This window comes from Vreelandella nigrificans (assembly GCF_002374315.1).
GTDB lineage: Bacteria > Pseudomonadota > Gammaproteobacteria > Pseudomonadales > Halomonadaceae > Vreelandella > Vreelandella nigrificans.
Window position 1 is genome coordinate 18552 of record NZ_NWUX01000037.1, and the last position, 12639, is coordinate 31190.

The 12639-nt window shown below is 52.7% G+C and carries 12 protein-coding genes and 1 rRNA gene; 9 read left to right on the plus strand and 4 right to left on the minus strand.

Features of this window, described 5'->3' with window-relative positions:
* Positions 1–69 precede the first annotated feature (69 nt).
* Positions 70–1290, minus strand: a complete 1221-nt coding sequence (metK, locus tag CPA45_RS21815) for a methionine adenosyltransferase (RefSeq protein WP_078089734.1) — start codon at positions 1288–1290, stop codon at positions 70–72.
* A gap of 244 nt (positions 1291–1534) precedes the next feature.
* On the opposite strand from metK, the gene tkt reads away from it, so the two are divergent.
* The 6 genes from tkt to fba all read left to right on the plus strand — a co-directional run bounded on the left by tkt (position 1535) and on the right by fba (position 8091).
* A complete protein-coding gene (tkt, locus tag CPA45_RS21820; protein ID WP_096655312.1) occupies positions 1535–3526 on the plus strand; it encodes a transketolase in 1992 nt (663 codons plus the stop codon).
* A 33-nt stretch (positions 3527–3559) separates the two neighbouring features.
* A complete protein-coding gene (locus CPA45_RS21825) occupies positions 3560–3913 on the plus strand; it encodes a CidA/LrgA family protein (protein ID WP_096655315.1) in 354 nt (117 codons plus the stop codon).
* Complete coding sequence (locus tag CPA45_RS21830; protein ID WP_096655317.1) at positions 3903–4622, plus strand: LrgB family protein; 720 nt, start codon at positions 3903–3905, stop codon at positions 4620–4622. The genes CPA45_RS21825 and CPA45_RS21830 overlap by 11 nt, the downstream gene beginning before the upstream one ends.
* Positions 4623–4685: 63 nt before the next feature.
* Positions 4686–5729: a type I glyceraldehyde-3-phosphate dehydrogenase gene (locus tag CPA45_RS21835; protein WP_096655320.1), complete on the plus strand. Its 1044-nt coding sequence runs from the start codon at positions 4686–4688 to the stop codon at positions 5727–5729.
* Between the two features lie 48 nt (positions 5730–5777).
* Complete coding sequence (locus CPA45_RS21840) at positions 5778–6947, plus strand: phosphoglycerate kinase (protein WP_096655322.1); 1170 nt, start codon at positions 5778–5780, stop codon at positions 6945–6947.
* A 79-nt stretch (positions 6948–7026) separates the two neighbouring features.
* A complete protein-coding gene (fba, locus tag CPA45_RS21845) occupies positions 7027–8091 on the plus strand; it encodes a class II fructose-bisphosphate aldolase (protein WP_078089728.1) in 1065 nt (354 codons plus the stop codon).
* Positions 8092–8370: 279 nt separating this feature from the next.
* Here the strand turns inward: fba and CPA45_RS21850 are convergent, their stop codons facing one another.
* The gene (locus tag CPA45_RS21850) at positions 8371–8685 is read right to left on the minus strand and encodes a hypothetical protein (protein ID WP_096655326.1); all 315 of its coding nucleotides are present in this window, start codon (positions 8683–8685) and stop codon (positions 8371–8373) included.
* Between the two features lie 281 nt (positions 8686–8966).
* Here CPA45_RS21850 and CPA45_RS21855 point away from each other — a divergent pair, with 281 nt between their 5' ends.
* Genes CPA45_RS21855 through CPA45_RS21865 form a run of 3 tightly spaced genes read left to right on the plus strand, consistent with a single transcriptional unit; the run spans position 8967 to position 11010 of the window.
* Positions 8967–9665 (plus strand): HAD-IA family hydrolase, encoded by a 699-nt coding sequence (locus CPA45_RS21855; RefSeq protein ID WP_096655329.1) that lies wholly within the window; start codon positions 8967–8969, stop codon positions 9663–9665.
* Between the two features lies 1 nt (position 9666).
* Positions 9667–10041: a translation initiation factor Sui1 gene (locus CPA45_RS21860; protein ID WP_096655331.1), complete on the plus strand. Its 375-nt coding sequence runs from the start codon at positions 9667–9669 to the stop codon at positions 10039–10041.
* A gap of 60 nt (positions 10042–10101) precedes the next feature.
* Positions 10102–11010, plus strand: a complete 909-nt coding sequence (locus tag CPA45_RS21865; RefSeq protein WP_096655334.1) for a nuclease-related domain-containing protein — start codon at positions 10102–10104, stop codon at positions 11008–11010.
* Positions 11011–11039: 29 nt separating this feature from the next.
* Here the strand turns inward: CPA45_RS21865 and CPA45_RS21870 are convergent, their stop codons facing one another.
* Positions 11040–12371 (minus strand): deoxyguanosinetriphosphate triphosphohydrolase, encoded by a 1332-nt coding sequence (locus CPA45_RS21870; RefSeq protein ID WP_096655337.1) that lies wholly within the window; start codon positions 12369–12371, stop codon positions 11040–11042.
* 197 nt (positions 12372–12568) lie between these two features.
* Positions 12569–12639, minus strand: a 5S ribosomal RNA gene (gene rrf, locus CPA45_RS23315); the annotation flags it as partial.

A 12639-nucleotide genomic window follows, 5' to 3' on the forward strand; every position in this document is an offset into this window, starting at 1 on the left:
AAAACGCCTCTTGGCTGGAGCCAAGAGGCGTTTTCAAAGTGCTGAAATTACTACGTAATATGCTGCCTTTTACAGGCCGGCAGCCTGATGTAGAGCCTCAGCTTTATCGGTTTTTTCCCACGGGAAGGCCGTAAATGTCTCTTTATGCACTTGGCCTTTGTCGTCTACCCAGCTATAGCTGTGCTCAAACGGCTCACGCCCAAAGTGGCCATAGGCGGAGGTGAGGCGGTACATCGGATGCAGTAGGTCGAGCATCTTGGTAATAGCATAAGGACGCAGGTCAAAATGCTCGCGTACTAGAGCAACTATTTTTGCATCATCGATTTTACCAGTACCAAAGGTATCAATGGATACCGAGGTCGGCTCAGCAACACCGATCGCGTAAGAAACCTGAATTTCACACTTGTCGGCAAGGCCTGCCGCGACCACATTTTTGGCTACGTAACGGCCCGCGTAAGCCGCGCTACGGTCAACTTTAGACGGATCCTTGCCTGAGAATGCACCACCGCCGTGACGTGCCATACCACCGTAGGTATCGACGATAATTTTACGGCCGGTTAAACCGCAGTCGCCCACAGGACCACCAATCACAAACTTTCCAGTCGGATTAATGTGATATTGGGTATTTTCATCCAGCCATTCAGCGGGAATCACCTGTTCAACGATTTCGCGCTTAACCATTTTGCGCAGGTCTTCCTGATCGATTTCAGGATCATGCTGGGTAGATAGCACAACCGCATCGACGCCACATGGTTGGCCTTCAGCGTTATAGCGGAAGGTAACCTGGCTTTTGGCATCCGGGCGCAGCCACGGCAGCAGGCCATTTTTACGCAACTCGGCCTGACGTTCGACCAAACGGTGCGCGTAGTGGATTGGCGCGGGCATAAAAGAGTCGGTTTCGTTGGTCGCGTAACCAAACATTAACCCCTGATCACCAGCACCCTGATCTTCCGGCTTAGAGCGGTCAACGCCCTGAGCAATATCGACGCTCTGCTTGCCGATCAGGTTAATCACTCCGCAAGTAGCCCCATCGAAGCCTACGTGGGATGAGGTGTAACCGATATCGGTAATCACATCACGCACCAGCGCTTCCAGGTCCACCCACGCAGATGTAGTAATCTCACCCGCAATAATTGCCACGCCTGTTTTCACCATGGTTTCACAGGCAACACGAGCCTGTTTGTCACGGGCGATAATGGCATCTAGTACCGCGTCGGAAATCTGATCGGCAATCTTATCAGGATGGCCTTCTGAGACAGACTCGGAGGTAAACAGGGAATATTCGCTCATCGCGCTCTCGACCCTCTGTATGACGGCTGCTTCACATGACTGCAGCATCAGCAGGAAATCATGGCAGGAGGTCCCCTGCCCGTATAAAGAAGCGGTACTACCACTTTCACCACCACTTCGGGAGGCAGAGTCTACACGCTGTTGGGGGTTCTTCCCAGAAGGTGTCCGTAGAATTTGCCGCCGCAGGGGAAGTCAGCGACAATAGATCCTTTATTATTTCTGTTTTCAGGCGAGGAGCACCCCCATGCCGTCCCGTTTTGAGCTGGCCAATGCCATTCGCGCCCTTTCCATGGATGCCGTTCAGAAGGCCAAATCTGGTCACCCTGGCGCCCCCATGGGTATGGCTGATATCGCCGAGGTGCTGTGGAATGACTACCTCAAGCACAACCCCGAAGACCCGAAGTGGATCGATCGTGACCGGTTCGTGCTGTCTAATGGTCATGGCTCCATGCTGCTCTATTCACTGCTGCATTTAAGCGGCTACGAGCTAAGCCTGGAACAGCTGCAAAACTTCCGGCAGTTGCACTCACCCACTGCTGGCCACCCCGAGTTCGGTTACGCACCGGGCATCGAAACAACTACCGGCCCTCTAGGCCAGGGGTTTGCCAACGCCGTCGGCTTTGCAATTGCCGAAAAAACCCTGGCAGCGCAGTTTAACCGCCCAGGCCATGCCATCGTTGACCACCATACTTGGTGTTTCTTAGGCGACGGCTGCTTGATGGAAGGTATCTCTCATGAAGCAGCGTCACTGGCTGGCACCCAGCAGCTAGGTAAACTGATTGCTCTGTATGACGATAACGGCATTTCCATCGATGGCGAAGTCGAAGGCTGGTTTACCGACGACACCGCCAAGCGCTTTGAAGCTTATGGCTGGCACGTGGTGCCCAATGTCGATGGCCACAAACCTGAAGAGATTAAGGCCGCTATTGAGCTCGCCAAGAGCCATGACGACAAGCCTAGCCTGATTATCTGCAAAACTATTATTGGTTTTGGTGCCCCAAACAAACAGGGCAAAGAAGAAGCCCATGGTGCACCACTAGGTGATGAAGAAGTGGCACTGGCCCGTAAGCAGCTTGGCTGGGAGCACGCACCGTTCCATATTCCAGAGTCAATTTACTCCAAATGGGATGCCCGTAACGCAGGTAAGACTCGCCAACAGGAGTGGGAAGCTCGCTTTGCACGCTATACCGAAGCCTTCCCTTCGGAAGCGCGCGAGTTTAAGCGCCGCATGAAAGCACAGCTGCCAAGCGATCTGACGACAGAAGCACTGATTGAGCAAGCTCAAGAAAAAGGTGAGAGCATTGCCTCCCGCAAAGCCTCCTTTGAAGCACTGAATGTAATTGGCCCACAGATGCCCGAGCTACTTGGTGGCAGCGCTGATCTTGCACCGTCTAACCTGACGTTCTGGAAAGGTGCGAAAGCAATTACTCCAGAAGATGCTAGTGGCAACTACCTACACTACGGAGTGCGCGAGTTTGGTATGGGCGCGGTAATGAACGGTATCGCCTTGCACGGCGGCTTCATTCCTTATGGCGCCACCTTCCTGATCTTCATGGAGTACATGCGTAACGCCGTACGTATGGCAGCGCTGATGGGACAACAAGCTATCTATGTGTTCACTCATGACTCTATCGGGCTCGGCGAAGACGGCCCGACTCACCAGCCGATTGAACAGCTCACCAGCCTGCGTACCACGCCTAACCTGAATACCTGGCGCCCCTGCGATGCTGTAGAAACCGCCGCCTCTTGGGATGCTGCCGTTAAACGCCACTCAGGCCCCACTGCGCTGGTGCTGTCACGTCAAAACCTGCCACATCAGCCGCGCACGAAAACACAGCTGGCAGCCATACAGCGCGGTGGTTATGTGCTGAAGGATTGTAACGGTACCCCAGAGCTTATCTTGATTGCTACCGGTTCTGAAGTGGCACTGGCTATGGAAGCAGCGGCGGAACTTGCTCAGCAAGGAAAAGCCGTACGCGTTGTTTCTATGCCATCAACCTACCGCTACAACGGCCAAGATGCCGATTATCGCGAAAGCGTACTGCCGAAAGCGGTCACCAAGCGTATCGCCATTGAGGCTAGCCACGCAGATTACTGGTACAAGTACGTCGGCTTGGAAGGCCGCGTGATTGGCATGACCACCTACGGTGAGTCAGCACCAGCGGATGCGCTGTTTAAGCACTTCGGATTTACTGTTGATAATATTGTCAAACAGGCTAATGAACTACTCGGTTAAGGCTACACAGGCCAATCGCACGCGGGCCCTTCAATGCCCGCGCTAAACGGTCTGCTATGGCTAATTAGCTACTGGCTAATCGGAGAAGTGGTGATCCACTTCTCCGGTCTGCCTATTTCTTCCGGGGTGGTTGGCATGCTGCTGCTTTGCGCCACCCTTGCCATTATCGGACGCGTACCGGCAAGTATTGCGGCAGCAGCCCAGCCGTTGATAGCACTTCTAGCCATGCTGATTATGCCCGGCGTGGTTGGGGTGTTTTTTATACTTGATGAGCTAGCTGGCGAATGGCTCGCCATTCTTACAGCGCTTCTGCTAGGAACACTACTTAGCGTTATTACTACGCTATGGCTGCTCAAGCGGCTCATGGGACGCTCTAATGCCCGCTAGTCTACTTAGCACCTTAACCACGACCCCTTTATTTGCCGTGGGGCTAACACTAGCCGCCTTCTTACTTGGCAGTGCGCTCTTCTATCGCCTGCATAAACCCTCATGGCTCCCAGCTATTTTAATTGCCGCACTACTGTTAGCTGCCACGCTTGCCATACTCAGGGTACCCTACGCCACTTATCAACAGGGGGCTACTTGGCTTACGATCCTCTTAGGCCCCGCCACGGTTGCCCTGGGCATGCCGCTCTACCAACAGTTGCCACGCATTGGTGAGCTATGGCGACCACTGATGGTATGCCTGCCTATCGCGGCCATGCTTGCTGCCAGCTATGCCCTCATGATTGCTTGGTTGATGGGCAGCAGCCAGCAGATACTGGCCTCCATTGCCGCTAAGTCGGTGACTGCCCCTATTGCGATCGGCATTACCGAGCAGCTTGGTGGTAGTGTTGCGTTACTAATGGGGGCATTGCTGATGACGGGCGTTGTCACGATTCCCTTTGTCGGCCTAGGAGCAAAGCTGTTAAATATCAACGATGACCGCATTATCGGCTTTGCACTTGGCCTCAATGGCCATGCAATTGGCACGGTGCGGGCATTTGAGCTCAGCCCAACGGCGGGGGCATTTGCCTCACTGGGCATGAGCCTAACCGGTATCTTAACCGCACTGCTACTACCACTCGCTTGGCGGCTGCTCGGCATAGGCAGCTGACAGGCGGCGTCGACTGAAATACGCTATCATCGCCGCATATTTTTATAAGAGCTGCTCCACATCATGGCCAACTCGACTCCCAGATATCGTATTGCCATCAATGGTTATGGGCGCATTGGCCAATGTGTGCTTAGAGCATTGGTTGAGCGCAACCACCCCGAGCTTGAAGTGGTCGCCATTAATGAGCTCTCCGATCTCGCGACCATTACCTACCTAACCCGCTACGACACCACCCATGGCCGCTTTCCAGGCGAGGTGGAGAATGACGGTGAAGCCTTACTGATCAATGGTCAGCGTATCCAGGTACTTTGCGAGCGTGATCCCCAGGCACTGCCCTGGGCAGCACTGGATATCGACTTAGTGCTTGAGTGTTCGGGCAGCTTTAAAGACCGCCCTACCGCCGAGCAGCACTTAGCTGCTGGCGCTAAGCGACTATTATTCTCACAGCCTGCCGAAAGTGATGTAGACGCTACCATTGTCTGGGGCATCAACGAGCACGAGCTTGCACTTTCCCAGCGTATTCTCTCAGCAGCGTCCTGTACGACCAACTGTTTAGTACCGTTGCTTACCGTATTAGATGAAGCCCTTGGACTTGAGCATGGCGTGACTACCACCATCCACTCGGCCATGAACGACCAGCCGGTGATTGATGCCTACCATCAAACTGACCTGCGCCTAACTCGTTCAGCCATGCAGTCGATAGTGCCGGTGGATACCGGCCTCGCGGTTGGCATTAGCCGCCTAATGCCCAGCCTAGCCGGGCGTTTTGAGTGCCTGCATGTGCGCGTGCCAACCATCAATGTTTCCGCTATGGACGTCGCGTTAACCGTTCGCCATGACACCAGCGTCGAGCAAGTCAACGCCCTGCTACGTACCGCAAGCGCGCAGCGCCTAGCCGGTGTACTTGGCTATACTGAAGCTCCCATGGCATCAATTGATTTTAATCACGACCCACGCTCTGGCATCCTAGATGCCACACAAACGCGGGTCGCAGGCACGCGCCTGATCAAACTACTGTGCTGGTTTGACAACGAATGGGGGTTTGCCAACCGGATGCTGGATATCAGCCAGCGGTTGGCCTCTCTCCAAGCAGGTAGCGCTAGCTAGGGTTGCATGACTTCTTTTCATCCGTTTAACCACGAGGAAACCGCTCACATGAACGTGCAAAAAATGATCGACCTGTCCCTGGAAGGGCAGCGCGTGCTGATTCGGGAAGATTTGAATGTCCCCATTAAGCATGGTCATGTTTCCAGCGATGCACGCCTACGGGCTGCGCTTCCGACCATTCAGGCGGCAGTTAAAGCGGGGGCAAAGGTAATGCTAATGAGCCACTTAGGCCGCCCCACCGAAGGTGAGCCTAGCGAGGAATTTTCTCTTGCGCCGGTTGCCAAGCGCTTAGGTGAACTACTAGGCCGTCCCGTTACGCTTATCAAAGAGTATCTGGATGTCGCGCTAGATCTGGCTAATGGCGAAGTCGTTTTACTTGAGAATGTGCGTTTTAATCGTGGTGAGAAAAGCGATGACGAACAGCTGGCTAAACAGTACGCCACACTCTGTGACGTGTTTGTGATGGACGCCTTCGGTACTGCTCACCGCGCCCAGGCATCAACCCATGGTGTCGCCCGTTTTGCCTCGCAAGCCTGCGCAGGCCCACTACTTGCCCAAGAACTTGATGCCCTTGAAAAGGCTTTAGCTAACCCAGCCCGCCCCATGGCAGCAATTGTCGGCGGCTCAAAAGTCTCTACCAAACTAGACGTGCTGACCGCACTTTCCGAAAAGTGCGATCAACTCATTGTCGGCGGTGGCATCGCCAACACCTTTATTGCTGCAGCAGGCTATAATGTAGGCAAATCGCTCTTTGAAGCCGATTTAATCGGCCAAGCAAAAGCATTGATGGAAAAAGTCGCCATCCCGCTGCCAACAGACGTTGTCGTTGCCACCGAGTTTTCAGAGTCTGCCGAGGCAGTGGTGAAACCGGTTGACCAAGTTGCTGATAACGAAATGATTTTGGATATCGGACCAGATACTGCCGCGCACCTCGCCAGCCTGTTGAAAGACGCAGGCACCATTTTGTGGAACGGGCCGGTAGGTGTGTTTGAAATTGACCAGTTTGGCCAAGGCACCCAGGTAATCGCTCAGGCGATCGCTGATAGCACGGGTTTCTCTATTGCTGGCGGCGGTGATACCTTAGCGGCCATTGATAAATATGCGATTGCTGAGCGTATTTCCTATATTTCCACCGGCGGCGGTGCATTTCTTGAATACGTTGAAGGTAAGCAACTGCCTGCCGTTGCCGCACTCGAAGCTGCCGCCCATCGCGGTTGATGTTCAACGCACTGAACCTCACATTCACTGCGACCGTTCACACAGATAGCCCCGTTTAAAACATAGATAAGGTGACCCCATGGCTTTGATCAGCATGCGTCAAATGCTCGACCACGCTGCCGAATATGGCTACGGCATTCCGGCATTCAACGTTAATAACCTTGAGCAGATGCGCGCCATTATGGAAGCTGCCGATGCCACTGACTCCCCGGTCATCGTGCAAGCCTCAGCAGGCGCACGCAAATACGCCGGAGCCCCTTTCCTGCGCCACCTGATTTTGGCAGCAGTGGAAGAGTTTCCACATATCCCAGTGGTGATGCACCAGGACCACGGTACAAGTCCTGCCGTCTGCCAGCGCTCCATCCAGTTGGGCTTCTCCTCAGTGATGATGGATGGCTCGCTAGGCGAAGACGGCAAAACCCCCATGGACTATGACTACAACGTCGACGTTACTCGTCGTGCGGTAGAAATGGCCCATGCTTGTGGCGTTTCTGTCGAAGGGGAGCTAGGTTGCCTAGGCAGCCTGGAAACCGGCATGGCGGGCGAGGAAGACGGCATAGGTGCCGAAGGTAAGCTGGATATGGAGCAAATGCTAACCGATCCAGAAGAAGCCGCCGACTTTGTTAAAGCGACCCATGTCGACGCTCTCGCAATCGCTATTGGCACCAGCCACGGCGCTTATAAGTTCACTAAGCCACCGACTGGCGATACCCTCTCAATTCAGCGGATCAAAGAGATCCATGCGCGCATTCCGGACACTCACCTCGTTATGCACGGCTCCTCTTCTGTACCGCAAGAGTGGTTAGAAGTGATCAACCAATACGGTGGCCAGATTCCGGAAACGTATGGAGTGCCGGTAGAAGAGATCATCGAAGGTATTAAATACGGTGTTCGTAAGGTAAACATCGATACCGATTTACGCCTTGCCTCAACCGGCGCTGTGCGGCGTTTCATGGCTGAAAACCCCTCAGAATTTGATCCACGTAAATTCTTGAAAGAAACCGTCACCGCAATGCGTGACCTTTGTATTGCACGCTACGAAGCCTTTGGTACAGCGGGTAATGCCAGCAAAATCAAGCCTATCAGCTTAGAAGCGATGTTCGAACGCTATGCGCGTGGCGAGCTGGCACCGAAAGTCAAATAAACATATCAAGTAGCCTCTCCAGACAAGGCGACCTCGCGGTCGCCTTTTTAATGCATAAATATAAGGGTCTTGTTACAGGTAATTATTTAAAAGCCTTTACCCCGCATTAAATACTCTGAGCAATATGCTCATTTTCACTAAACATGCAGTGACGCAATGACCTTTTTAGCGCCTCCATGATGCGTAAAAATCAGCACGTGGTGGATAACTAGCCAAAAGACTATGAAGCTCTACCATCGTCGCAGTAGTGCTAACTCACATCGCTTAGCCCGCTAGCGCTTACTCGCTGTCCTGTTCACTCTGTTCGTCCTCCCCATTTTCGACAGCATCATCAGCACTGCCCGTACCTCCAGTGCCTCCTTCTGCATCGTCTTCACCGCCGCTGTCAGCATTACGGGGTATGCCAGCATCACTGGCAACTGGCTCCTTGCGCTGCAGCGCTCCTGCCTTAATGCCATATTTTTCTTCTAATGCGGCATCGTCTAATGCTTCATGCCGGGCTTCATTTGGCTCCGCCCGCTCGGCAAATGCAGGGCCTGCTGTTAACAGTAAACTACCCAGCAGCATCGAAAGCAGCCAAGGGGTAAGTCGCATAAGAAATCTCCTTTTGGTGGTTATCTCAGCGTAGTCTATACAACGTGTAGACTTCGTAAAAAGGCGGTAAAAATGTATTAAATTTCTTCTGCGATACCTTGCTAGCACTCGCAGCAAACCCTGCTCTCTCATACACACCATTTTGATTATTCGCCGCATATCGAGCTCGTCTTATAAAAAATTATAAAACAGTGTTCACAAAGGCCTTAAAATCCCGTTCAATAGCAGTATGTCGGCTTCAACTAACATCGGTAACGCTTTAAGCGCTCCAAGGAACGACAATGCCGCTTCCACTTTTGCTGTTTGACTGTGATGGCACCCTCGTCGATAGCGAACCGCTGTTGGCCGAAGAGATGGCCGTTGGCCTCAACTCTGTTGGCTTACCGTTCGCCTCTTCTGATTATCTTGGGGAATTCAGAGGCGCTCGCTTCCGACGTATCGTGGCCGAACTTCAACAACGCCATGGTGGCGTAGATGCTGAACAGTTGGCCCGTATGGAGCAAACGATGCGTGCTAAACTGGCAAATCGCCTTGCTACCGAATTGACGACTATTCCTGGTGCTCATGAATCGCTTGAAGCATTGCGTCACTACCCCAGCGCTGTTGTTTCAAATGGCCCAGAGAGTAAAATCCATACTGCTTTGCAAACCACCCAGCTTGCCAACTATTTTGGCAATCGGCTTTTTAGTGGGTACACCGCCAACTGCTGGAAGCCTGAGCCCTGTTTACATCTGCACGCAGCCAGTATCATGGGCTATGCTGCACACAACTGTATTGCGATTGATGATGCACTTGTAGGCGTTCACGCAGCACTGCAGGCAGGAATGACGGTCATCCATTTAAACCGCTTTCCAGATGCCGAAATCACCCCTGAAGGGGCTATTATGATTAGTAGCATGTACCAACTACCAGCTGTGGTGGAACGCCTCACCCATGAAAGGTGGCAACCAGCGGAGCCTCAACACTTAACAGGGAAATAGCATGGCTTCTTTACGTGACCAGCTTGGGGGACTTGTATACTCAACCGAGCAAGGAAAAACGTGTCCCGACTGCCGCGAGTCTGTTAACAACTGCCAATGTGAGAGTGTTAGCGAACAACAACGCCTCGCTACTCTAGATGGCATTGTGCGTATTCGCCGTGAAACAAGTGGCCGTAAAGGCAAAGGCGTCACCACTATAAGTGGCATACCACTTACCGATGCCGAGCTTAAAACGCTTGCGAAGACACTGAAAAAACGCTGTGGCACCGGTGGCGCTGTTAAAGATGGCGTAATTGAAATTCAGGGTGATCATCGCGAAACACTGCAGCAAGCGTTAACATCACTTGGCTACCAAGTAAAATTGGCAGGTGGCTAATACACCTCTATGATGCCGGTTTACTTACGTAGGTAAATCGCTAAAGGGTAAGGCACTACAATGGTTTGGCTGGAATACCTGCTACCGCTCATTTTTCTATTTCCCATGGCCGCAATGGGCGGCATCGTATTGGCCCTGCGTAGCCTTCACGATGCACGCGTCCACTCTCCATTTAATGCTCCATTGCGTGAGCCTGGACAAGCACTGCGACATCGCCTGGATCAAGCTTTCTCAAGTCTATTTCTGAACGGTGCATTAGGCCCAATCATCAGCCTTGCCCCCTTGGTCTATGGCATGGGCCGCATGCTGTTTGTCGACCAGCAAGACTGGGTCGAGTGGGCGCTTTACGGCCTATTGAGCACGCTGTTAGTTTTAGCGTTTTCTCTGCTACTGGTACGCGATTATCAGCGTATTCGTCGGCTTAAGCTTGGCCTTGCCTGTGAGCTGGCTGTTGGCCAGGAGCTTGAGCGTTTAGTACGCCCCGAAGCGCACCCTTACTATGTGTTTCATGATATTCCTACCGATAGTTTTACCATTGACCACGTAGTCGTAACGCCCCATGGCATATTTGTCGTAGAAACACGGGCGCGGGCACTGGCCATTGGTACTGACGGCAAAGAGCTAAACAGCGTTGCCGTCGAGCGGGAGCGCCTGCGCTTCCCCCACTGGCAGGAACGACGACCACTGCATAAAACCCGCCAAGGTGTCAGCTGGCTAAGCCAATGGCTAGGTCGCCGCTGTGGCATACCGGTGCCCGTCAGAGGAGTGCTTGTATTGCCAGGCTGGCAAATCGATACCAGCGAAGCGGCGCCAGATATTTTAGTGGTCAGTGGCGAGCATTTAGCCCGCCAGCTAACCGAATTGAAACCTGGCCAGATGAGTGATGCTATTCACGATAGGGTGATTCACATCTTACTTGAGCGCGCACGACTGATGGAACTGAAGCACTTACGCCATCCCTCTGTATAAAGGCTTTATTAGTAGTTGCTTCGAAAGAATTAGTCGCCGCGTAAGCGGCCTCCCATTTCCTGCGCCAAATCGACCGCGTAGTGGTCGGTCATACCGCCGATAAAGTCCAGCATCCGACGATAGCTATCGTAAAGTTTCCAGGAAGGTAACGGCGTGTTTTCACCGATGAGTGCTAATACACGCTGGTGCTTAAACGAACTCTGCCCCGTGTGATGTAGCTCATGGGCAGCGCCAATGAAAGCCTCAAGCAAAATGCCCAGCGTAGTATAGGCACCAATTTCCAGCTTAGCCTTGCGCTCATTTTGAAAAATGCGCTCCCGAGCTAGTTGCTTGGCTGCCTGCACTCCCCACCCCAGATCAGGGTGGCACAGTTCAAGTAAGTCCTCTCCCAAGGATCCGCTTAGTAGCGCCTGCTCATGCTGTACGAAGACGGCTCCCACATCATTAACCGCACGCTCCATCGCTGCCCCACGCAGCAGAGCAATACGGCGACGTTGTGAGACGTTTTTACGCTGCATTTCCGCGTATTCAGGCGGAAACTCTCCGGCAATTTGACGCAGTATCTCGACTACTTCTTCGTAGCGTAAAATGCCCATTTCCAAGCCGTCTTCCAGATCTAGTAAGGCATAGCAAATATCATCGGCTGCCTCGACAAGCCATGCCAGAGGGTGGCGACACCAGCGCTGCTCCCCCTGGGGAATTAGGCCAACGGCTTCTGCCACTTCTTTCAACAGAGCCTGCTCCGACTGATAAGCTCCAAATTTGCCTGCCCGACCACTGTAGCGAACCGTCCATGGGTATTTAAGCAACGTGCCTAACGTTGCCGCTGTGAGCCGCATTCCGCCATTGAACTGGTTATACTCAATTTGCGTAATAACTCTGAAGCCCTGAGCATTACCTTCATAGGTCAACAGATCTTCACGTTCAGCGTCGGATAGCCCCTCTAATAGGCCGCTACTTTGTGCACGTCGAAACCAATCACGAATAGCATACTCGCCGGCATGACCAAAGGGTGGATTACCAATGTCATGTCCTAAACAAGCCGTTTGGACGATCACGCCAAGATCTGAAGGGGTAATCCAAGCAGGCAAACGGTCATGCAGTAACTCCCCGACAATCATACCTAACGAGCGGCCAACACAACCAACCTCTAGTGAGTGTGTTAAGCGCGTATGAATATGATCATTTTCAGTTAGTGGATGCACCTGGGTCTTGCGCCCCAAGCGTCGGAAGGAGCCTGAAAAGACAATGCGATCGTGATCTTTATGGAAGGGAGTACGCCCTATTTCACGAGTGCTGTCAGTACGTTTATCGTGAAGACGTTGCGGGGAAAGTAACTGATCCCATTGCATTTGTGTCATAGCATTCCTCCTTGAGAACTGCATTTTGACACAAAACACCTGAAAACCGCACATTAGCATGTGAGGTGTAAATTTTAGGCATAAAAAAATCCCCCAAGGCGTCAGCCCTGGGGGATGCTTACTAAAAAACTTAAAGTGGACTAGCGCCCAACAAAAAACCCCAGTTCCTGTTGGAACTGGGGTTTTTCTTAATAAGTGCCTGACGATGACCTACTCTCGCATGGGGAGACCCCACACTACCATCGGCGCTAAGCGGTTTCACTTCTGA